21 protein-coding genes are annotated in these 22,469 nt (G+C 66.3%); 7 read left to right on the top strand and 14 right to left on the bottom strand.

The features are described 5' to 3' along the window. Positions 1-49: 49 nt before the first annotated feature. Both IPM49_17740 and IPM49_17735 read right to left on the bottom strand, forming a co-directional pair. Positions 50-904 (bottom strand): T9SS type A sorting domain-containing protein, encoded by an 855-nt coding sequence (locus IPM49_17740; GenBank protein ID MBK9276364.1) that lies wholly within the window; start codon positions 902-904, stop codon positions 50-52. A gap of 155 nt (positions 905-1,059) precedes the next feature. Then, complete coding sequence (locus IPM49_17735; protein ID MBK9276363.1) at positions 1,060-2,991, bottom strand: hypothetical protein; 1,932 nt, start codon at positions 2,989-2,991, stop codon at positions 1,060-1,062. Between the two features lie 168 nt (positions 2,992-3,159). Here IPM49_17735 and IPM49_17730 point away from each other — a divergent pair, with 168 nt between their 5' ends. After that, the gene (locus tag IPM49_17730) at positions 3,160-3,447 is read left to right on the top strand and encodes a hypothetical protein (protein MBK9276362.1); all 288 of its coding nucleotides are present in this window, start codon (positions 3,160-3,162) and stop codon (positions 3,445-3,447) included. Positions 3,448-3,464: 17 nt separating this feature from the next. Here the strand turns inward: IPM49_17730 and IPM49_17725 are convergent, their stop codons facing one another. Both IPM49_17725 and IPM49_17720 read right to left on the bottom strand, forming a co-directional pair. Further along, the gene (locus IPM49_17725; protein MBK9276361.1) at positions 3,465-4,523 is read right to left on the bottom strand and encodes a hypothetical protein; all 1,059 of its coding nucleotides are present in this window, start codon (positions 4,521-4,523) and stop codon (positions 3,465-3,467) included. 9 nt (positions 4,524-4,532) lie between these two features. Beyond that, entirely contained in the window at positions 4,533-4,817 is a 285-nt protein-coding gene (locus IPM49_17720; protein ID MBK9276360.1) for a hypothetical protein, read from the bottom strand. 51 nt (positions 4,818-4,868) lie between these two features. Here IPM49_17720 and IPM49_17715 point away from each other — a divergent pair, with 51 nt between their 5' ends. Continuing rightward, the gene (locus tag IPM49_17715) at positions 4,869-5,600 is read left to right on the top strand and encodes a hypothetical protein (GenBank protein MBK9276359.1); all 732 of its coding nucleotides are present in this window, start codon (positions 4,869-4,871) and stop codon (positions 5,598-5,600) included. Here IPM49_17715 and IPM49_17710 read toward each other — a convergent pair. The 6 genes from IPM49_17710 to surE form a co-directional block, all read right to left on the bottom strand. Continuing rightward, positions 5,597-6,790, bottom strand: coding sequence for a hypothetical protein (locus IPM49_17710; protein ID MBK9276358.1), 1,194 nt, complete (start codon positions 6,788-6,790; stop codon positions 5,597-5,599). The genes IPM49_17715 and IPM49_17710 overlap by 4 nt on opposite strands. Before the next feature lie 152 nt (positions 6,791-6,942). Further along, the gene (locus IPM49_17705) at positions 6,943-9,270 is read right to left on the bottom strand and encodes a hypothetical protein (protein ID MBK9276357.1); all 2,328 of its coding nucleotides are present in this window, start codon (positions 9,268-9,270) and stop codon (positions 6,943-6,945) included. Positions 9,271-9,331: 61 nt separating this feature from the next. Continuing rightward, positions 9,332-10,495 carry a SpoIID/LytB domain-containing protein gene (locus IPM49_17700; GenBank protein ID MBK9276356.1) on the bottom strand — a complete coding sequence of 388 codons (1,164 nt, stop codon included), beginning with the start codon at positions 10,493-10,495 and terminating at the stop codon, positions 9,332-9,334. Between the two features lie 32 nt (positions 10,496-10,527). After that, entirely contained in the window at positions 10,528-11,646 is a 1,119-nt protein-coding gene (lpxB, locus tag IPM49_17695) for a lipid-A-disaccharide synthase (GenBank protein ID MBK9276355.1), read from the bottom strand. Then, positions 11,643-11,942: a hypothetical protein gene (locus IPM49_17690; protein ID MBK9276354.1), complete on the bottom strand. Its 300-nt coding sequence runs from the start codon at positions 11,940-11,942 to the stop codon at positions 11,643-11,645. The genes lpxB and IPM49_17690 overlap by 4 nt, the downstream gene beginning before the upstream one ends. After that, complete coding sequence (gene surE, locus IPM49_17685; protein ID MBK9276353.1) at positions 11,929-12,711, bottom strand: 5'/3'-nucleotidase SurE; 783 nt, start codon at positions 12,709-12,711, stop codon at positions 11,929-11,931. Before surE ends, IPM49_17690 begins: the two co-directional genes overlap by 14 nt. A gap of 239 nt (positions 12,712-12,950) precedes the next feature. Between surE and IPM49_17680 the strand changes: the two genes are divergently transcribed. Beyond that, on the top strand, positions 12,951-13,328 hold the full coding sequence (locus IPM49_17680) for a RidA family protein (GenBank protein ID MBK9276352.1): 378 nt from the start codon (positions 12,951-12,953) through the stop codon (positions 13,326-13,328). Here IPM49_17680 and IPM49_17675 read toward each other — a convergent pair. The 4 genes from IPM49_17675 to IPM49_17660 form a co-directional block, all read right to left on the bottom strand. Beyond that, complete coding sequence (locus IPM49_17675) at positions 13,316-14,107, bottom strand: alpha/beta hydrolase (GenBank protein MBK9276351.1); 792 nt, start codon at positions 14,105-14,107, stop codon at positions 13,316-13,318. The two genes, IPM49_17680 and IPM49_17675, sit on opposite strands and share 13 nt — an antisense overlap. 53 nt (positions 14,108-14,160) lie before the next feature. Then, entirely contained in the window at positions 14,161-14,499 is a 339-nt protein-coding gene (locus IPM49_17670; protein MBK9276350.1) for a rhodanese-like domain-containing protein, read from the bottom strand. Between the two features lie 66 nt (positions 14,500-14,565). After that, positions 14,566-15,060 carry a hypothetical protein gene (locus IPM49_17665; GenBank protein ID MBK9276349.1) on the bottom strand — a complete coding sequence of 165 codons (495 nt, stop codon included), beginning with the start codon at positions 15,058-15,060 and terminating at the stop codon, positions 14,566-14,568. A gap of 50 nt (positions 15,061-15,110) precedes the next feature. Continuing rightward, positions 15,111-15,614: a hypothetical protein gene (locus IPM49_17660; protein ID MBK9276348.1), complete on the bottom strand. Its 504-nt coding sequence runs from the start codon at positions 15,612-15,614 to the stop codon at positions 15,111-15,113. Between the two features lie 259 nt (positions 15,615-15,873). Between IPM49_17660 and lpdA the strand changes: the two genes are divergently transcribed. The 4 genes from lpdA to IPM49_17640 all read left to right on the top strand — a co-directional run bounded on the left by lpdA (position 15,874) and on the right by IPM49_17640 (position 22,466). Next, a complete protein-coding gene (gene lpdA, locus IPM49_17655) occupies positions 15,874-18,450 on the top strand; it encodes a dihydrolipoyl dehydrogenase (protein MBK9276347.1) in 2,577 nt (858 codons plus the stop codon). A 70-nt stretch (positions 18,451-18,520) separates the two neighbouring features. Then, a complete protein-coding gene (gene asnB, locus IPM49_17650; GenBank protein MBK9276346.1) occupies positions 18,521-20,392 on the top strand; it encodes an asparagine synthase (glutamine-hydrolyzing) in 1,872 nt (623 codons plus the stop codon). 38 nt (positions 20,393-20,430) lie between these two features. Further along, positions 20,431-21,657: a glycosyltransferase gene (locus IPM49_17645; GenBank protein MBK9276345.1), complete on the top strand. Its 1,227-nt coding sequence runs from the start codon at positions 20,431-20,433 to the stop codon at positions 21,655-21,657. A gap of 29 nt (positions 21,658-21,686) precedes the next feature. Then, positions 21,687-22,466, top strand: a complete 780-nt coding sequence (locus tag IPM49_17640) for a polysaccharide biosynthesis/export family protein (GenBank protein ID MBK9276344.1) — start codon at positions 21,687-21,689, stop codon at positions 22,464-22,466. Positions 22,467-22,469 lie beyond the last annotated feature (3 nt).

Raw genomic sequence — 22,469 nt, 5'->3', positions numbered from 1 at the left:
TCCGATCGCCGCGCGCTGCGATCATCTCCGCTCCACCCGCGCGGCGGGCTCACTGCTTCACCAGCCGCCGCACCGCCCACCGACCATCGCGCGTGGCGACGCGGACGGCATACAGGCCGGGCACCCAAGCCGCGGCATCGAGCGAGACCCCGAGTCCGCCCACCGCGTGATCAAGCACCACACGACCATTGGCATCCAGCACGGTCACCTGCGTCAGCGGCTCGGTGGCGGTCACCCACGCACGCTCGTCCACCGGGTTCGGCTGCACACTGAACCCGGCCACGGGTTCCGCCTCCATCATGCCCACCGCTCCATCGAAGTGCAGGTCATCCACCAGGATCGTCGTGCCGTCCACCGGGGTGTTCATGCTCGCCTCGATGAACACGCGTGCGGTGTCCGGAGTGTTGGTGCTGAGGTACGTGAAGGGGATGCTGAAGGGCTGCCAGGACGGAATGGCGGAGGTGATGTTGAAGGTGGCCACGGCGATGACCTCACGCGCGGTCATCTGGCTGTTCCATCCCCAAAGGGCGGCATGCACCATGGCGGCATCGCCACCCTGTGGTGCGTATTGCACCTGTCCTTCGAACGTGGCCGGTCGGGCGGCGTACGGGAAACCGGGATAGCCGGTGATCTCGTTGCCGCAGGTGGCCCGACCCACCTCCACGATGGTCCCTGCGGTCATGGAGGTGATGGCGATGTGATGGGTGCCCACCGCACCGGGTGATCCCGGCACACAGCTCGCCGTGCCGGCCAACAGGTGCGTGACCGCGTTGGTCGTCCACCAGTTCGCGGGCTCCATGTAGTTCACGTTGTTGGTCCAGGTCTCGAAGCCCCCGTTCGGGATCTGTGCGGTGGCGAGGGTAGCGGTTAACAGGGCGGTGGCAAGCAGGGTCGTGTGGCGCATGGGGTCGGGGTTCAATGCGTTCGTGACGGACCATCGCCATGGTCGGGTTGCATCCTGACCTCAGAAAGGGACGAACGGTGTGTGCGGTCGACCTTGGAGGGCCATTCTCAACGGACGACACAACCCGCATATGGCGCGCTAAGGCGCTGATCCGTTCAAGGCAACTGTGCCGTCCTGACCGCCGTCGGGACCACCCCGCCGATCGTCTGCAGCACGCGGTCCCTGTCGTTGTCCGTTCCGGCGTACTTCACGGTGCCATCCAAGTTCACATCCTCGGCAAAGTAGCCCTGCACCGTGTTGGTCGGCACCAGACCGCCGATGCGGATCAGAATGGCATCGCGGTCATTACCGGCTCCCGCGTACTTCACCTGACCGTTGAACGTGGCATCACCGCACCACAGCGTCATCACCGGTCCCACCGACCGCCGCGCGTTCGTGCCGTAGGCGGCCGTGCCGGCCTGGCTGAGGTCCACCGTGGTGGAGGTCCCATTGAGCGCGATCGGGGCCGCGGTCATGCACCCCAGGTGGTTGCGATGACGCATGGCCAGGGAGTAGTCACCGGCCGGTGCCGCGAACCCCACCGGGCTCACCCCGTCCATGTCCACCACATCGCCATCCCGCTGCAGCAACGCGGTGCGCGAGGCCAGCACCTGCGTGTTGTCCGCATCGTCGCGCAGTTCAACCAGCACATGGTCCACTATGGCGTTCGGTCCGGTGACAGAGAGGACGGATGCGTTGGTGGAGGGCGATGGAGGCCCCGTGTGCACGTAGCCCATCGCCGGGTAGGGATCCGCCAGCGGGAGCATCCCGGCCGCGCGCGCTCCGTCGCTCATCAGGCCGGTGCCGATCTCGTAAGGTCCGTCGAGCAGCACCCGCGGTGCCACGAGCACGCCCGGGACCGGTTGGGCCAGACGGGCGGTGCCACCGCCAGTGACGTACACAGCGTGGTCGTTGCCCAACGCAAAGCCGTTCGCATAGCTGCTCGGTGTGGTGACGTACCATCCCGTGGTACCGTCGCTGTTCACCTTGCAGATGCCCATGGCGAAAAGGGTGCCCGCACAGAGGTAGGCGTTGTCGTAAGGGTCCATCATCATCTGGGCATGGAGCAGGAAACCGTTGTTGGGTCCATCGGCATCGTTGTTCACCCACAGCTGGGTACCGGCCGGGGAGACCTTCAGGAAGGCGGCGCCCACCCCACCTCCGGCCGGAAAGCCGCTCAGCACGGGGGCCTGATCCGCCCCCACTTCCACCCGGTAGGCGGTGATGGAATACGTGTTCTGCCAGATAAGCGCTCCTGAGGGCGAGACCTTGCGCAGGACAGCGCTGCTCTGGTCCTGCGGTACGGTATGGACCAGATAGCTGTTCCCCGCAGCGTCACCGGCAAGATCGCCGATGGTGGTGCTGCTCGCGGAATAGTTCCAGATCGTGGTGCCGCTCATGCGGTCCAACTTCGTATAGCCATCCGTGGTCGAACCGCGATGTGCGATCACCAAGGCACTATCCGGCGTGAACTTGATGTTCTGAGGGCCGCCGATCCCTACATCATACCAGGCCCAGACCGTGGCCCCCGACGGGGAGAACTTCCTGACCGTGGAAACGAGCCCGGTGCCGCTCTGCCCAAGTCCGAGCACATAGGTGAAGCCCGCCTTGTCGACGACGCACTTGCGCGTGTAGGATCCATCGAAGAGGCTCCCGTATTCCTGACGCCACAGCAACTGACCGGCAGGGCTGAACTTCATGAGCAGGCTGTTCGCCGGCACCGGATTCTGAGAGGAACCGCCGTATACCGTGCCGCTCACCAACGCGTTCCCCTGAGGGTCCGTGGCCACCCAGGTCGCGCGATCGTGCAACGTGGTGCTCGTCTGATCGAAGAACGTGCTCCAGGCCAGTGCACCTGTTGAAGCACGCTTCGTCAGGAGGATGTCCGTGCCGGCCCCCTGGGTGGAGAACACCGTGTAAAGGTTGTTCTGCTGATCCAAGGCGATCGCATACCCGGTCTCGCTAATGTTCCAATCCACGCTGACCTGGGCCGGGAGACCTGACGCATGGGCGAGGATGATGCAAAGGAGAAGGTTCTTGATGCTCATGGTGCAAGGCTGATCGATGGGCCAAAGCTTCGACCGGGATCAACGGTCACACGTGACATCCGTCACTTCAGGCGAAGGGCGGGTACGGGATCCGCCCGGAGCGGTCAAAGCGGGCGACGGAACGGGAACGCGATGTCAGCGTACCCTCCAGCAGCCGATCTTCGGCCCATGACCGACCTGGAACTGATCCGCGCGCTCCGCACGCTGCGCCGGACCGTGCAGATGCTCGGGACGGAGCTGCGCCACGGGCGCATCGACCATGCGCTGATCGCGGAGATCGAAGGGTTGATGGAGCGTGGCATCGCGGCCGACGACCGATGCGTGTCCCTGGTCCACGCCGTGGACAGCCTGCGCGAGAACACGCTCACACCCCGACCTGAGCTCTTGAGCGATACGATCCGCGCCAGCGAGAAGCTCATGGACGCCATCGAGGAGCTGACCGGCCGGCTGCAGTGATCGGCGCGTGCGACCGTCTATCGCCAGAGGGAATGGGTCACGACACGTCCGTCCGCAAGGTCCACGATCACCAGCAAGGGTTCGCTCACCCGACCCGGGACCGGAAGGCGGGTCCCCACGAAGGCGAAGGCATCCTGACCTGGCAGGATCTGCGTGAGCTTGAAGCGGTCGATCGCAGTATCCACGGTCCAGCGCACCGTGCCGTTGAGGTCCACCCGTGAGACCACCGCGGTGCCGTTCATGCCAGGCTCAGAGGTGTGGATCATGAGCACCCCTTCCGGATCGCTGAGGCGCACGGGCTCGGAGGCATCGTCCATGCGGAGGAAGGCCGCGTTGAGGTACTCGGGTGCGCTCATGGGTCCGATCGACAGGATCCGATGGTACCTGTCGTTCACCGGCTCGTCCAGCGTACCGCGATGGAAGCGACGCATCAGCTTCCGGCTCTCCTGCGGCACCACGCGCCGCACGAACTTGCCGGGCGCAAAGCCCACCCGCACCTCCTCCTCGGAATGCAGCCCGAACCATGTGCCCGGTGCGACGATGAGGCCGGCGGACAGGTAGGTGTCCGGGCTGATCGCGAGAGGCCTTGAACCCAGCGGAACCCGGTCCTCATGCACCTCCGCCGGGTCCAGCAGTTCCATTCGTCGCAGGTCCACACCACCCACGCCGTTCACATCGAACCACAGCGTGCTGCCATCACCGCCCAGGATCCTCGCCAGGGCGAACTGTTCGGAACGCAGCCCTTCGGCGACCAGGATCTTCTTCGGCCCGCCTCCGCTCAACGGGATGAGCAGGATGCTGATGCTCGTGGTGGTGTGGCCGCCCCGGCCCGTGATCTCCGGCAGATGCGGATCGGTGGTCCGGAGCAGCGTGGCGATATGCGACCCGGTCCGCACGCATTCCCCGAACGGCACGCTGCTGGTGGGCGCCACCGACAGCAGTTTCTTTCCGGACCAGACCATGGCGCCCAGGATGAGCGCCGCAGCACCCACCACGAGCGCGAATTTCAGGCGAAAGGCCCGGTACCGATGGAACCAGGCGCTGTCGCCGCTTCGAGGGTCCGAACGGGGGTCCATGCTCCCGGGTCAGCGCACGATGGTGATCCATCCTCCCGCTTCATCGACCTCCGCCCGGCATCCACCGGCCTTCTGCCGGACCACCTCCTGGCCCACGAAGCGCAGGATCTCCGCGCGTCGATCCACGGCCCAGGGGTGGCCGTGCACCCATTCCGAAGCGGCACCCATGTTCACGATCGCGATCGCATCACCGCCAGCGAACTCCCACCAGCCCTTGATGCTGCGACCCTCTTCCTCATAGACCACATCCCCGGAGCGGCCCTGCTCGGTGATGCTCATCCTGGCGCTTCTCATCGCATGGCGTTCGTTCGCCGAAGATGGTGCATCTTCACGCACCCCGAACACATGTCCTGGAAGGTCGCTCTCCTTGTGGCCCTGCTGAACGGCATCCTTACCGCCGTGGTCACCGCACCCGTGGCCGATCACGTGACGAAGCGGATGGGGGTGAGCGACTTCGAGGGCAAGCGCGGCTATGCCATCGCGTTCATCTTCATCCCGGCAGGTTTCGTGGGCGGCTTTCTGGCCGGCCTGCTCGGGACCAACCTGGCCGGCGTCGTGGCCTGGTCGGGCTTTTGGAAGGCGGCCGGACTGGGGCTGGTCCTCGCCCAGGGGGCCTTGTTCACCTTTGCCGGGCTCGGGCTGCTTTCCGTTCCCCGCCCTCCCCTGCTGCACGGCGAAGCGCTTGCGTTGGAGGTGGAAGTGCGCCTGCCGCCCGCCCTCGTGGGGCCCCGCACGCGCGAGCCGGATCAGCTGCGCATGAGCCTCTATGCGGGCGACAAGGACAATCACTACGCGCGGATCGACCGCGATCGATTCACCGAGGAGGATGGTCATCTGGCAGCGGTCTTCGTGGCCGACCTCAACTCACGCTCGGCACGCCGCATCCTGAGCCTGGGCGTGGAGGACCACACCTGGCTGGCGTTCGACCTGGACGGGCTGGCGCCCTCGCCCTCGGAGAAGGACCTGGAATGGAGCGCTCCCGCCTCGATGCGCGACGCCCGCACCTCCGGTGAACGGACAGTGCGTTCGGCGGTGATGCTCCGGTACCGCGTGATCCGCACCGGCAGGGCCGACTAAAGGTTCTCAGGCAGCACCTTCACACGAAGTGCCGCATACCGATCGGGGAACCACCGGCGCAGGATGGCCACGAAGTAGTTGTACGGCTTGTGCTGGAAGAATCCCGGGGCCTTGCGATAGAGCGCCTTGTTGTGGAACACCCCGTCCCCGTCGCGCGGGTTGGCCCGCATGATGGAGTCGTTCTCCAGGATCGTGCTGTCGCGCAGGATCAACGGGTACGGAAAGGGTTCCAACAGCACCCGTTCGGGCATCGGAGCATAGTTCATCTCTTCACGGTAGGGAGGCAGGCGCACCTCGCCCACCGGCTTTGCGATCCGCTTCTCCACCGACGTCGAGGTGTACTGCGCCAGATCGGTAAGGGTGCCGCGGAACATCCGGAAGAGCGCACTGCGCGCCACGCTGCGCACATCGTACCCGTCCTGGCCCGAGACCATGCCGTTCAGTGTGCCGGATGAAAAGATGCGATGGTCGTGGTACGCCAGCGGCATTCCGGGCACCGGATCCTCCGGATTGATGATGCTGAAGCTGGTGCCCGTGCTGCAGAACGCTTCGCCGTACCCTTTCGCGAAGGCGGCGTTGCCCACCATGGGGTTCGCGAACGCGTACGTCCTGAACCGCAGTCGTGCGGGGACCCGGCCGGTGGGCAGATGCTCCAGATGCGCGCGCAGCAGATGCGCGAGAGCGCCCCCCTGGCTGTGGCCGGTGATCACGATGTCGTGCACCCCCTGCCGGTCCAGCGAACGGAGCTGCTCCACCACCTCGTCGGCGATGAAGGCCACGCCCAGGGTGTATCCGGCATGGACGGCGGCCGCCGTGTCGTCCGCGAAGTGGTACTCGAACGGGCGTCCGTCGATCTCCACCGTGCCTCTCGCCGGAAGCATCGCGGCGTGGATGTTCTCCATCCAGCTCAAGGGGTCGGCCGTGGAGCCGCGCACCTCGATGACGCCCATCGCGCCCTTCCTGAACACCTGGAACAGGTTGTCCATGCCACGGGGGGTGGACGTATGGATCAGTGTGTAGCCCTCGGGCATGATGGCCGCGTCCGAACCATAGAGATCGCGGAAGGTGTGTGTGGCGCACAAGGCGCTCAGGTCCCGGGCCAGGGCAAGGTCGAAGTCGACCGGCTGTGAGACGCCGACGCCGGGAAGAAGGACCAGCACCCTGGCAACGAGCAGGCGGATGGACTTCATGCGTGATGGTGGAACGCACCAAGGAAAGAAAACCGTGTGCCGGGATCGCGCCACCCGACGGTCGATCGTCAACCAACGATCGTGCAACACGCTGGAAGCAGCACGCCCCCGACCTCTCGGCCGGGGGCGTACCCGCCGTTCAAGGCCACGTCCTATTGACGCACGATCCGGAGCGCCGCACCCCGTTCGAGGCGCAGTTCATACATCCCCGGGGCCAGGCCGCCAAGCTCGATCGCCGCCGGTCGTCCGGTGGCCAGACCCTGGACCATCACGCGTCCGCTGGCGTCCATCACGCTATACCGCTCACCGGCCGCGCCGTCCAACCAAAGCGTTCCCTCGGTGGGGTTGGGCCAGGCACGCAGTTCGGCATTCCGCATGATCGCCACGGCGGTGAAGATGTACGCGTAGGGCTGCGACGTGCTGGTGCACCCGTTGCCGTCGGTGATGGTCACGGTGTAGGCCCCGCTCGCGGTGGGCACGTACCAGGCATCGGTCGCACCCGCGATCGGCTGACCATCCACCGACCATTGGAAGACACCACTGCCCGAGGCGAAGAGCGTGTCCACCACCTGGGTGATCACGGGCTCGGCAGGCGTCGCGTTCACTGTGACCGCGATGGTGTCGGCCGATGCACTGCCGCATCCCAGCCCATCCGTCACCGTCACCGTGTAGCTGCCGGCGGTGGCGACCACAAGCTGCTCGGTGTCCGCATTGGGGACCACCGTCCCATCCACGCTCCATGTGTAGGTGACGCCCGGGATCAGGTCGGCCACCAGGATCACCGAGCCACCATCGCAGAACACCGTGGTGTCCGATGCCAGGATGGCAGGGGCCACGGGCGCCGGGCTCACAGCCACCACGACGGTGTCCGCCGAATTGCTGCTGCAGCCCTGCAGGCTCGTTACGGAGACGGTATAGCTGCCGGTAGCGGTCGCCTCGAACTGTTCCGTGTCCGCATTGGGGATCACCACCCCATCGACGCTCCAGGTGTAGGTGACGCCCATCATCAGGTCGGCCACCAGGGTCACCGAACCGCCGTCGCAGAAGCTCGTGGGACCGTTCGCCACCACCGACGGGGCCAGCGGCAGCGCTTCAACGGTCACCGGCAGCGGGTCCGAATCGTCCACCCCGCAGGCGTTGGACACGATCACCGTGTAGGAACCGGTCGCATCGGCCACCAGGGTCGGCGACGTGGCGCCGGGGATGTCCGATCCATCCAGCTGCCACTGGTAGAGCAGCCCACCTCCGGAGGTGCCGTCCAGCGTCACGCTGCCACCGGCGCAGAAGGTGGTGGGACCGTTCGCCGTGACGACCGCCACAGGGGGGGTGTTGTCGATCGTGATGTCGAAGCCATTGTCCGCACCCGTATACGCCGGGCTGGTGGACACGATGCGGATGCGATAGCCCGTGCCCGGTGGGGTGTTCGCCGGGATCGTCACGGCAATGGTCCCTGCCGTGGCGGCCGTCACCTGCCCGATGTCAACCGGATTGGTGAAGTCACCGTTGGCATCGCTCAACTGCACGATGAAGTCGTTGGGATCCACGAAGAGCCCTCCGGTGTTGAACACGCCGGTCTCGCTGTACGTGATGTCCAGGGAAGCGCCCGGGCAGATGCTCGCGGCCAGCGGCTGCTCCACGGTGATGCTGCGCGGCTCGTCATAGAAGTAGATGGCGGAAACGACCTCGAGGCCGAAGATCTCGGTGGTGTTCACCTGCAGCACCGGAACGCGCAGGCCCGGCGTGAGCCACTTGTACTCGCGGATCAACGGACGCTCGATGGCGAAACCTATGCCGAGGGTATCGACGTTGATGGTATCGCGACCGGCCAGGGTGGTCTTCACGCGCAAGGCATCGAAGCTGCCGGCCGGTGTGGTGATCGTGCCCCAGCCGTCCACCTCGTTGCTGCGGGTCTGTTGATAGCCATAGTAGGCCAGGGTCGGCAGGCTCACGTTCCACGCCGAGTTGGAGACGCTCGCATCGCCGTAGTTCAGCGGCAGTTCGTAGATCACATCCTGCTGGCTGAAGGTGATGGGCACGGGGATGCCTGCGAGCTCCGCGCCGAAGCCCACTTTCCGGTACTCCGTGTTGCTGCGATACAGGAAGGTGTAGGGATCGGCGATGGGCAGCAGCTGGTAGAACGGGATGTCCACCCCGGCCGTGGCGTGGTTGGCCCGGTTCGGATTGAAGAAGATGTCCGCATACACCAAGGCGTACACGATGTTGGTGGAGGACACCGTCTGGTAGGAGGTGGTGTCCTCGTCCACCGCCTGCAGGTTCGCGTAGTTCCAGGTGAATCCGGGTCCGGTCTGCGCGTAGTTGATGAACAGGTTCAGGTTGGCCTGGGTCAACCGCAGTTCGTCGCCGGCGGCCGGCATCTCGCTGAGGCCGATGGACACCTGGGCGCCCGCCGGGGTGGCGAGGAGAAAAGCGGGTACAAGAAGCGTAAGTAACTTCTCCATGCGGTTGGAATTGGTGTTCATCGACAAAACTAGGTCGTTCATCGAATGCGGTCAACTTCCTTCGACCAACGACCGCCCGGCCTTACTCCCCTTCGTCCCGGAAGAACTCCAGGCTGCTGAGGTCGACCAGGTGCACATCGCGGTAGTAGTGATGAAGGATGTCCAGGAAGGGGATGCCCCGCCGGGCCATTTCCATCGCACCCTCCTGGCAGAGCCCGACCCCGTGGCCGAAGCCGCGGCCGTCCAGCACCACCTGGTCGCCGGTGGTACGGACGGTGAAGTAGGTGCTGCGCAACTTCCAGTCCTCGCGCACTTGCTTCAGGGGAACCAGGGGCTTGGTGGTGTTGAGGTAGAGCCCCCTGCACTGGGGCTCGTGCGCGAGCAGCTCCGCCCGCACGGCCTCGTCGGCGATCCGAAGCCCATGCTTGCGTTCCATGTAGCTGAGCCAGTCCGCCTTGGGGATGGTCGTGGTCCACGTGGCATGGGGTTGTGCGATGCAGAAGCTGTCCGTGGTGGCCTGCAGATACGGTTCGGACCTGCTCCAGATGTCCTCCGCGTTGAGCGTCTCACCCCCGCAGTTGCTGTGGAAGGTGGCATGGATCAGCCTGATGTCGGCGTCCACCACCACCATGCCCCGCGTGGCGAGTGCGGCCTCCGTGATGGGCGCATGCGTGGCCCTTCCCTTGTACACCTGGCAGTGCACTTGGTCGCAGAGCTCGAAGCCCTCCGGCGCGTGTTTGCGCGCGTTCGCCAGGGCGTAGGTCCTGCAGCCCACGGCCTGCAGCTTGTAGTACTCGGGCGCCTGCTGTGCACCCGCCTCGCTCTCGACCACACCGGCCACGTAGTCCTCCAGCTTCACCTCGTTCACGAAGCGCAGCTCGGCGCCGGAACGGCGGATGTCGATGGACCCGCTGTAGACGCGCTCGGGGACCTTGGGCACCACGGCCCGCAGCCGCACCCCGCCACCGGAGGGCGCGCGCAGGGTGATGCGGTCGCGGGCGGTCCAGGTCGCGCTGAGGGAGCGGCCCACCAGGCGCCCATCCTCCAAGGCCACGCGCAGTCCATCATTGGGCGCGAGCTCACCCACCTGCCGGCCATCGGCAAGCACGGCCATGGCGCCGCGGATGCCCATCAACGTGGCGCTGGTGACGCCCTTCCCATGCAGCACGGCCACCTGCACCTCCTGGAACTGGGCTGCCGCCCAGCCGGCCGCAGCCAGGGCCCAGGCAGTGAGAAGAAGGCGCATGGAGGCGAAAGTACCGGGGGCCACGAGGGCCATCAGGAGCGCGGCTCCAGAATTTTCCACAGCCGCGACGCCGCTTTCGCGCTCGCCCCGGGGCCGCCCAAGCGCTCGCGCAGCTGGGCGAGGTCGGCCTCCATCGCGCTCCTGTAGGGCACATCGTGCAACAGCCGGTCCAGTTCCGCCCGCAGGGCCCGGGGCGTCAGGTCCTGCTGGATCATCTCCCGCACCACCTCCCGGCCCATGATGAGGTTCACCAGGGAGATGAACCGGACGTCCACCAGGCGCCGGGCGAGCCATACGTTGACCGCACTGCCACCGTAACACACCACCTCGGGCACCCCGAAGAGCGCGGTCTCCAGCGTGGCCGTGCCGCTGGTGACGAGCGCCGCCCTGGCCTGGCGCAGCAGGCCATAGGTGCGATCGCGGACCACGAGCGCCGAGCGGCCCCGGAGGAGGGGTGCGTACACCGCATCGTCCAACGCCGGAGCCGCGGCCACCACGCATTGATGGTCGGTGAAACCGGCCGAGGCCTCCAGCATCACCGGCAGCATGCGCTCCACCTCCTGCCGACGGCTGCCTGGGAGGAGCGCGATCACCGGCCGCCCATCCGCACCGGGCAACGGCGCCGGCGCGTGGCCGGTCTCCTCGGCGATGGCGTCCAATAGCGGATGCCCGACGAAGGTGACCGCCATGCCACGCTCGGCATACCACTGCTCCTCGAAGGGCAGGATGACGCACAGCTCGGTGACGTCGCGGCGGATCCGCTTCACCCGACCGGCCTTCCAGGCCCACACCTGCGGGCTGATGTAATAGAAGACCGGGATGCCGAGCGACCGGGCGTAGGTGGCGATGCGCAGGTTGAAGCCCGGATAGTCCACCAGCACGATGGCGTCAGGCCGCCAGGCCGCGATGTCCGCCTTGCACGCCGCGATGTTGCCCAGGATGGTGCCCAGGTTCAGCAGCACCTCGGCGAAGCCCATGAAGGCCAGGTCGCGGATGTGCTTCACCACCTCCACCCCGGCCGCGGCCATGCGATCGCCGCCCCAGCCACGAAGGTCCACGTCCGGATGCTCCCGGCGAAGGGCCTTCACCAGGTTCGCCGCATGCAGGTCGCCGCTGGCCTCGCCGGCGATGAGATAGACCCGCCGCTTCATATCCAAAGGGCGACGATCACGGCACCGTGGATGAAGAGGGCCATCAGCACGCCACGCATGGCCTCCACCCGCCCCGTCCGGTCGAACCAGAAGAACAGCGGCACGTCCGCCAGCAGGGACAGGCTCAGCACCGGGGCCTGATACCGCCGCGTGCCCAGGAACAGGTCGTGCACGAACCAGCCCAGGTCGTTGTGCGGACGGATCACGTTGACATAGATGAGGCCATAGGCCAGGAAGCCGACGGCCGGTGCCAGCAGACCGCTCACCAGTCCGACCGTACGGTCACTCCAGGCCATGGTCCCAGGTGTTCAGCTCCGCGATCGCGTGGTGGGCGGTCATGTCGAACTGCGTGGGGACGATGCTCACGTATCCGTTGCTCACGGCCCACACGTCCGTGTCGTGCCCATGGTCCTCGCTCTTGAACTCACCCTTCAGCCAGTAGTACTCCCGCTTCCCGGGGTCGAGCCGCGTCTCGAACTCATCCTCCCAATTGGCCCGCGCCTGCCGGCACACGCGCATGCCCTTGAGCGCCTCGCCGCGGGTGCGTGGCACGTTGACGTTGAGGCAGGCCCCCGTCGCCATGCCATGGCGCAGGACATTGCCCACCACGCTGCGCACCACCGGCCGCACCGGCCCGAAATCGGCCTCCATGCTGTGGTCCATCAGGCTGAACCCGATGCTCGGGATGCCTTCCATCGCACCCTCCACCGCCGCGCTCATCGTGCCACTGTACAGCACGTTGATGCTGATGTTCGCCCCATGGTTGATGCCGCTGACCAGCAGGTCGGGCTTGCGTCCCTCCAGCAGCTTGTAGATCGCCAGCTTCACACAGTCCACCGGAGTGCCGCTGCAGCTCCAGGCGTCCAGGTCGTCCAGGTAGGCCACCTTGTTCAGCCGCAGGAAGCTGTGGATGGTGATCGCATGCCCCATGGCGCTCTGCGGCTTGTCCGGCGCCACCACCATCACCCGACCGAACGCGCGGACCTCCTCCACCAGGGCGCGGATGCCCGGCGCGAAGATGCCGTCGTCGTTGGTGACCAGGATGAGGGGGCGTGTGTCGGACATGGTTCAGCCGCCGAATCCTTGGGCACAGGCGGGGGCCGCGAAGTTACCCCTCCGGCGGTAGTGCGTTGGGCGGGCAACCTCGGTCAGCTGCGTGCTGGCGTGTTGTGTGTTGCGCGTTGCGTGTTGCGTGTTCAACGGGGCAGGAGCACCTTTGGCGAAGGTCCACGCGTAAGCCCCAACACGCAACGCGCAACCCTTTTCCAACACGAAACGCACACTCCCAACGCGCTACGCATTCCATGAAGTCCGCCATCCACCCGCCCAACGCCGCCAAGCCCCTTGCCCCCTACACGCCCGCCATCCAGGCCGGACCCACGCTCTACCTCAGCGGGCAGATCGCCTTGGACGAGCAAGGGAACCTGCACACCGCCGACATCGCCACGGAGACCCGCAAGGTGATGGAGAACGTGGGCAACCTGCTGCGCGCCGCAGGCCTCGGCTACGATCACCTGGTGAAGGTGACCATCTTCCTGAGCGACATGGCCCACTACACCGCCGTGAACGAGGTGTACGGCACCTACTTCACCGACACACCGCCCGCCCGCGAGGCCGTGGCCGTGAAGGGCCTTCCGCGCGGCGTGAACGTGGAGATCAGCGGCGTGGCCTACCGGGATTGAACCCTGCGCGCCTCCATTCTCCACCGCCACGCGTTCAGCACCGCCTCGTGCAGGAGGGTGGCGTGGTCCAGGTCCGCGATGCGCTCGTAGGTCACGTTCGGCACGTGCGCCTTGCGCGCCATCCCGGCCAGTTGCTGTGCGGGCGCTTCCATCTCCCTGCCCTCCCTGCCCACCGCGATGTACACCGAGGCCACCCCGATGTCGGGCGCGCTCAACGCATCCGCCGGGATCCGGAGCACCGAACCGTGGTCCCACCACAGGCTGGGGCTCACGATGATGTAGTGCTGAAAGAGCCATGGGCGGCGCAACAGGACTTCGGTGGCGAAGAGCCCGCCGAGACTTTGGCCGATGAGGGTGCGCTCCGGGGAGGTACGGTAGTTGGCCTCCACTAAGGGGATCACCTCCCTGGCGATGAAATCCATGAAGGCCGCGCTGCCGCCCGCCGTGGGAAAGTCGTCCTTGTCCTTGGCGATGGTGGTCGGACACGTGAGGTCGCGGCGTCGGTCCACGTTGGCGATGCCCACCACGATGCTCGGCCTCAGCCATTCGACCCACGGGAACGACGCGAATTGCGCGGCACCGGCGAGGTGGATGAAGTCCTCATCAGCGCCGCCATCGAGCACGTAGATCACCGGGTACTGCGCGGCGCTGTCGGGGTGGTAGCCCTGCGGCAGCGCGAAGTTGAGCACGCGGTCCTCGCCGAGGACGGTGCTGTGGATGGACTCCACCACACCCAGGGTGAACGGTGTGGTCGGGGTGGACCGCACCGGTTGGCCCATCGCCGATGGTCCAAGGACCAGCCCGATCCCGATGGCGAACGGTGTGGTGCGCATCACGGCGCGGTGGTGGTGGGGCCCGGCCACTGGCGGAAGCCACCCTGCAGGTCAACGACGCGGCGGAAGCCCATGCGTTTCATCCGCCGGGCCGCGAGCGGGCTGCGGTGACAGGTGTGGCAATAGAGCAGCACGAGCGTCGACCGGTCCAGGTCGCGGACCAGCCGGCCGTAGCGCAACGACAGGTAGCTGCGGTTGATGGCGCCCGGCAGATGCCCCCTGGCATGCTCGCCGGGTGTGCGCACATCGATCAGCACATGGTCCGTGCTGTCCGCCAGCGCCTGGGCGAAGGTGGCCGCATCGACCTTGGCGTAGCTGAAGCGGTCGGTGCTGCGCACGGAGAAGCAACCGGTGAGCGTCGATCCAAGAAGGACCAGGAACGGTGCCGCGCCCCTCACGCCCCTTCAGCTGAAGCGCTTCAACTGGCTGCCGTACAGGGCCACGAACGCCAGGGCCAGGAAGGGCCCGAACAGACCGAGGTACTTCCAGGGAAGCACCACGTGCGGGATGAAGATGCCCACCACCTGGGCCGCGGCGTACAGGGTGAAGCCCTGCCGTCGGCCGCGCCACATGTTGATCACCCCGATGAAGCGCGCGATGGTGCGCAGCAGGAGCAGACCCATCAACAAGGCGCCGCCATGGTAGAACAAGGGCACGAGCTCCTCGAAGGCCGCGGCGCCTTCCTCGCCCATCATGTCGCTCATGCCGGCCATCTGCTCGTTCATCTGCGCCATGAACTCGTCCTCGGGCACCGCGCGCAGGCCGAGGGTGAAGAGCAGTCCAAGCCCGTAGATGAGCAGGAAGAGCCCACAGTTGATGAAGCTCAGGATGCCGAGGCCCGTGAGCAGGTCCGGGCGCTGGGTGGAACCGGAATCGTCCGGCAGGAAGGTGGAGGCCATGGAGGCGAATGTAGGGCCGGCTTCGGCCTCACCGTTCCGCCACGCCGAGGCTAATGCATGTGCTTCAAGTTGACCGCATATAGCACGATGAACACCGCGGTGATGAGCCCGCCAAAGCCCAGTCCGAGGATGGTCGCGATCCCCCCGCCCAGATAGACCAGCGGCATCACAACACCGCCGATGGAGGCCACCAGGTAGATCCAGAACCCTGACCGCTTCAAGTTCCACATGTTCCAGACGCCGAAAAGGCTGAGCAGGGAGAAGGCGATCTCACCATAGCCCAGGGGCTTGGCGTGCTCCGCCGCTTTCTCGGCCATGGACATGGCCGATTCCATCATCTCCTCGACCATGGGCACCTGCTGATCCCCCATCTCGGCCATGGCCTTCTCCATCTCGCCCTGCATCTCAGCCACTGCGGCCTGGGGGGCATCCGTGAACGCGTTCCGTACTCCGCTGACCAAGCCCCAAGCACCGGCCAGGAAGCTCAGGATGCAGATCACGGTGAGCAAGGTGGGGCGTGCCGGCGCCGCAGCGCCCGTGTGGATGTCGCTCATGGTCAAGGTGTCTTTGGTGTCGGGCCAAGGTACTCTAGGCTTGCACGCTGAACTTAGCGGATGAACCAACTGAAGGAAGCCGAGCGGTACGGGAGGTGAACCGGGCCAAGGTTCAGGATCTGGTCCTGTGCGCCTATTGGGACCTCTCGTACCCCGGTGTCCACGGCTCGGATAGAAATTGAGGCTCGCGGCCTGTTAGAGTTCTGAAGCAACGGACACCTGCTCAGCCCCTTCAGAGGTGGAACGAACCAAAAGTACCATGAGAACGATCGGTATCGATGTAAGCAAGGCGACCTTGGATGTGGTCTTGCAGGACGAACAAGGCAAGCTGGTGCAGGAGGAGCGGGTGAAGAACAGCTGTGTTGGACTGCGGTCGCTACTGCGCAAGTGGGCCAGGCAGGGGCACTGCGACACCACCGCCCTGGTGTGTCTGGAGCCTACCGGGCACTACAGCCATGGGGTGGTGAAGACCCTGCTGGACCTGGGCCACCCCACTTGGCTGGCCCACGCCACGGATATCCGCTTGAGCATCGGCATGCAGCGGGGCAAGAGCGACAAAGTGGATGCACGGCGCATCGCACAATACGCGCACCGGTTCAGGGACAAGGCCCGTTTGGTCGGCCAGAGCCACGTGGAGTTCGCCGAGCTCAAGGCGCTGTTGGCACTTCGCGAGCGCTTGGTGAAGGAGCGGGGCAAGAACACCGCGCAGTTGAAGGACAACGTGCTCTACCTCACCGGGAACACCAAGGACCTGGTGAAAGCCGAGCTCCAGCGACAGCTCAAGGCCCTGGAGCTGTCGATCACCAAGCTGGACCGGGCCATCGCGGTGTTCCTCCGCAAGGACAGCGCCTTGCAGGGCAGGAACAAGCTGGCACAGACCGTATCGGGCATCGGTCCGGTGCTGGCCAGCGAGCCTGATCGCCCACACCGAAGGCTTCACCCGCTTCGACTCACCCAGGCAACTGGTCTGTTATGCCGGTGTTGCACCCTTCGAACGCACCTCTGGGTCCAGTGTGCGTGGAAAGACCGCCACGTCCTCCTTCGCCAACCACAGGCTCAAAAGCCTCTTGAAACTGGCCGCCTTGGCCGCCGTCCGTGTGCCCGGGGACCTACAGGACTACTATCACCGCAAGATCGCTCAAGGCAAACGACCCATCGTCGTGCTCAACAACGTGGCCGGCAAGATCATCCACCACCTCTGGGCCGTGATCCACTCAGGCAGACCTTATCAACCTCGCTTGCACATGTCATAGAAATAGGCGCACCGCGAACATCGTCGACACCGCCCGTCACGGTCCTCCGCCGCCCATCGATCGGTGATCAGGCGCGCGTGCAGGAGGCCCGCTCCGCGCGACCATGCGACAGCCGGGGGGCGGTGCACCTGCGCGGGCCCGCAACTCCCCCGGCCTGCTACCTTCGCGCCCTCAACCCGCTACCCTTTCTCCTCATGAGCTATGATGTGATCGTGCTCGGCAGTGGCCCCGGTGGCTACGTGGCCGCCATCCGTGCCAGCCAGCTGGGCCTCAAGACCGCCGTGGTGGAACGCGAGGCCCTCGGCGGCATCTGCCTCAACTGGGGCTGCATCCCCACCAAGGCCCTGCTGAAGAGCGCCCAGGTGTTCGAGTACATCAACCACGCCAAGGACTACGGCATCACCGTCGGGGCCGGCTCGCCCGACATGAAGGCCATCGTCGCGCGGAGCAGGGACGTTGCGAAAGGCATGAGCAACGGCGTGCAGTTCCTGATGAAGAAGAACAAGATCGACGTCATCATGGGCACCGGCAGGCTCCTGCCCGGGAAGAAGCTCGAGGTCACCGGCGCCGACGGGAAGAAGCAGGTGCTCGAGGCCAAGCACATCCTCATCGCCACCGGCGCCCGCAGCCGCGTGCTGCCCAACCTGCCGCAGGACGGCAAGAAGATCATCGGCTACCGCGAGGCCATGGTGCTCGCCGAGCAGCCCAAGAGCATGGTGGTGGTGGGCAGCGGCGCCATCGGCAGCGAATTCGCCTACTTCTACAACGCCATCGGCACCAAGGTGACCCTGGTGGAGTTCATGCCCAACGTGGTGCCCGTGGAGGATGAGGAGGTGAGCAAGCAGCTGGAGAAGAGCTTCAAGAAGCAGGGCATGGAGGTGCTCACCGGCAGTGAGGTCACCGCCGTGGACACCAAGGGCAAGGGCTGCGTGGTGACCATCAAGACCCCGAAGGGCGAGCAGAAGGTGGAGTGCGACATCGTGCTCAGCGCCGTGGGCATCGCCCCCAACATCGAGGGCATCGGGCTGGAAGAGGTGGGCATCGCCACCGACAAGGGCCGCATCACGGTGAACGAATACTACCAGACCAACATCCCCGGCTACTACGCCATCGGCGACGTGACCCCCGGCCAGGCCCTGGCGCACGTGGCCAGCGCGGAGGGCATCATCTGCGTGGAGAAGATCGCCGGGCACCATCCCGAAGCGCTCGACTACGGCAACATCCCCGGCTGCACCTACTGCAGCCCCGAGGTGGCCAGCGTGGGCATGACCGAGAAGCAGTGCAAGGACAAGGGCCTGGCCATCAAGGTGGGCAAGTTCCCCTTCACCGCCAGCGGCAAGGCCAGCGCCGGCGGCCACAAGGACGGCTTCGTGAAGCTCATCTTCGACGCCAAGTACGGCGAGCTGCTGGGCGCGCACATGATCGGCGCCAACGTCACCGAGATGATCGCCGAGTGCGTGAGCATCCGCAAGCTGGAGACCACCGGCCACGAGATCATCAGGACGGTGCACCCGCACCCCACGATGAGCGAGGCCATCATGGAGGCGGCCGCCGCGGCCTACGGCGAGGTGATCCACCTGTAGCCGAGCGCACAGCACTGAAAAAGGCCGGGGATGCCCCGGCCTTTTCCATTCCGCCACGCACCTTTGCGCCATGTGCGGCATCGCCGGTACCTACCACCTCGGCCACGGGGCGGCCCCGGCCGATGACCGCATCCGGGCCGCCCTGGCGTGCATCGCGCACCGCGGCCCGGATGATGAGGGGGTGCATCGCGCCGGTCGCGCCATGCTCGGTCATCGCCGGCTCAGCATCATCGACACCTCGGCCGCAGGGCACCAGCCCTTCACGGACACAGGCGGCCGGTACACCATCGTCTTCAACGGCGAGGTGTTCAACTTCAACGAGCTCCGCGCCTCGCTGAAGGCCCAGGGCCATCGCTTCAAGAGCCGCACCGACACCGAGGTGGCCCTACGCCTGTTCGTCCTGAAGGGTCCGGCCTTCCTGCACGACCTCAACGGCTTCTTCGCCCTGGCCATCCATGATGCGCAGGAGGGCTCGCTCTTCCTGGCCCGCGACCGTTTCGGCGTGAAGCCCCTGCTCTGGTGCCATCATGGCGATACGCTCCTGTTCGGGAGCGAATTGGGCGCCGTCCTCGCCCTGGGTGCTCCGCGACGCCTGGACCGGGTGTCGCTGCGCACCTACTTCACCCATTACTACATCCCCGCGCCGCACACCATCCTGGAGGGCGTGCACAAGCTGCGGCCGGGCCATGCCCTGACAGCGGATGCGCAAGGCGTCCGCGTGGAGCGTTGGTACAATGCGGAGTCCGCCGCGGCGGGCACCCCCGTGCCCGGAGACCCTGCGCGGCGGTTGCGCGAGCTCCTGGATGATGCCGTGCGGATCCGGTTGGTGAGCGATGTGCCCGTGGGCACCTTCCTCAGCGGCGGGCTGGACAGCAGCATCGTGAGCGCGCTGGCCAAACAGCACAAACCCGACCTGCGCACCTTCAGCATCGGGTACACGGAAGCCTACTACGACGAGACCCCGTACGCCGAGGCCGTGGCGCGCCACCTGGGCACCGACCACACCACCTTCACGCTGGGGCACGACGACCTGGCCGCCAGCTATGACGGTCTTCTGGCCGCGCTGGACGAGCCCTTCGCGGACCAGAGCGCCCTGCCCAGCTACGTGCTGAACGCCCGCACCCGGCAGCAGGTGACCGTGGCGCTGAGCGGCGATGGTGCGGACGAGGTGTTCGGCGGCTACCGGAAGCACCAGGCCGAACTGCGGGTGCGCACGCCCGGAGCCATGGAGCGCCTGGCCCTGCTGGGAGCGCCCTTGTGGAAGGTCCTGCCCCGCTCGCGCAACCACCCGATCGCCGACAAGGTGCGCCAGCTCGACCGCTTCGCCCGGAGCGCGGCGTTGAGCGCGGATGAGCGGTACCTGCTGCTGGCCGCATGGGATGAGGAGCTCGACGCCGCGGCGCTGCTCCACCCGGTAGCGGACGAGGCCGCCTTCGCGCTCCGCCGGGCGGCCATCACAGCCCCCCTGGCCACGCACCGCGACCTCAACGGCCTGTTGTGGGCCGACCTTCACACGGTGCTGCCGGACGACATGCTGCGCAAGGTGGACATCACCAGCATGGCCCACGCCCTCGAGGTGCGCACCCCGTTCCTGGACCGGCGGGTGGTGGAACTGGCCTTTGCCCTGCCGGCCGGCGCCAAATTCCGCAAGGGCTCCGGCAAGCACCTGCTCCGGGAGGCCTTCGGCGATCTGCTGCCGCGGGGCACACTGGCCAGGGCCAAGCGCGGATTCGAAGTGCCGCTCACCCCCCTGTTGAAAGGCCCGCTGTCGGAGCGCGTGGAGGCCTGCCGGGATGCGGAGCTGCTGCGCTCCGCAGGCCTGGAACCCGGCGCGGTGGAGCGGGTGCTCGACCGGTTCCACGGCCCTTCGCCCGGAAGTTCTCAGGCAACCGTGCATGCCCTCATCGTCTATCTCACGTGGTGGCGTCGGCACATGGCCTGATCCCTGACCGCGCCCCCGGTTACCTTTGACGACGGCCCATGCCCCGCATCCTCCGGATCATCAACCGCTTCAACCTCGGGGGCCCCACGCACAACGCCGCCTATCTCACGCGCTACCTGCCGGGGGATTATGAGACCCTGCTCGTGGGAGGCAGCCAGGAGGCCACCGAGGAAGGCAGCCATCACATCCTCCGCTCCCTGGGGGTGGAGGCCATGGTGCTGCCGGAGCTCCAACGCGAGGTGGCCCCGTGGCGCGACCGGGGGGCCTACCGGCGGATCAAACAGCTCATCCGCGAGTTCAAGCCCGACATCGTGCACACCCATGCCGCCAAGGCCGGCGCCGTGGGCCGCATGGCCGCAGCGGACCTGGGGGTGAAGGCCATCGTGCACACCTTCCATGGCCATGTCTTCCACAGCTACTTCGGCCCGGTGCGCACCGCGCTCTACAAGAACATCGAGCGCTTCCTCGCCCGCCGTTCCAGCCGGATCATCGCCATCAGCGAGAAGCAGAAGCATGAACTGGTGGACGAGCACCGCATCTGCCCCGACGACAAGGTGAGCGTCATTCCCCTGGGCTTCGACCTGAGCCGGTTCAGGGAGGACCGCGCGCGCAAACGGGCCTTCTTCCGCAGCGTGTACGGCGTGGCCGACGACGAGATCGCCATCGCCATCGTGGGCCGGCTCGTGCCCATCAAGAACCACGACCTCTTCCTGGAGGCCATGGCCGCCGTGGCCCGGCGCACCCACAAACGCGTCCGCGCCTTCATCGTGGGCGATGGCGAGGAGCGCGACCGCTTGGAAGCCCGGGTCCGTGAGCTCGGTCTGAGCCATGCCGTGGGTCCCATCTTCAACGGCCACGGCTTCGGGTACGGCGCCGGACAGGGGGCGATGGTGCCTTCGGCCACCGTCACCTTCACCTCCTGGATCAAGGAGGTGGACATCGTGTACGCCGGCGTCGACCTGGTGGTCCTCACGTCGCTCAACGAGGGCACCCCGGTGAGCCTCATCGAGGCGCAGGCCTCCGACCGACCCGTGGTGACCACCCGCGTGGGTGGCGTGGAGAACGTCGTCCTGCCCGACCGGTCGGCCCTGCTCAGCCCCTCCGGCGACCTGGCGACGATGACCGAGGCCATCCTGCGCGTCGTGGAGGACGATGTCCTGCGCGGCCGCATGGGCGAGCAGGGATGGGACTTCGTCCGACAGCGGTACCACTACACGCGGCTCGTCGAGGATACGGCCCGTCTCTACGATGCCCTGTTGAACTGACCGTGGGGCGAGAACGCTACTTTTGCGGGATGCGAACGGCACGTCTTGCGCCCTTGGCGGTGGTGGCGATGGTGGTGGTGATGGGCGGCGGTTGCACCATCAACCGGGACATCATGTTCAGGACACCCCTCGGCTATCAGTTCGATTCCGTTCCCGACACGGTGGACCTGGCCTTCAAGATCCAGCCCAACGACTACCTGCAGTTCCGTCTGTTCGCCAACGACGGCTTCAAGATGATCGACATGGTGTCGATAGGCACGGGGGCGGACAATGCGCGGAACCTGCAGCGCCTGCAGTTCAACTACCTGGTGGAGCCCGATGGCAAGGTGAAGCTGCCCCTCCTCGGTCGCGTGATCCTGGCCGGGAAAACGCTGCGCGAAGCGGAGACCTGGCTCGAGGAGCGCTACATGGAGTTCTACAACCGGCCCTTCGTGCAGTTGAGCGTGACCAACCGGCGCGTGGTGGTCTTCCCCGGCGGCGGCGGAGATGCGGTGGTGGTGCCCCTGGAGAACGCGAACACCACCCTGCTGGAGGTGCTGGCCAGCGCCCGAGGGGTGGCCAAACGCGGCAACGCCCACAAGGTGAAGGTGTTCCGTCGCGATGGCGCCGGCAGCAGGCAGGTCTTCCAGTTCGACCTGACCGACATCGAAGGCCTGAAGTACGCCGACATGGTGATGTTCTCCGATGATGTGGTGTACGTGGAGCCGAACCCGGAGCTTGTGCGCGAGGTGCTCGCCGACATCACCCCCATCATCACCCTGCTCACCAGCGTGGTGCTGGTGATCGGGATCATCCGGGGCTTCCAATAGCGG

It is taken from the genome of Flavobacteriales bacterium (assembly GCA_016715895.1).
Lineage (GTDB): Bacteria > Bacteroidota > Bacteroidia > Flavobacteriales_F > PHOS-HE28 > PHOS-HE28.
The sequence above is the reverse complement of the archived record's forward strand: the minus strand, read 5'-3'. Positions and strand labels throughout refer to the sequence as shown.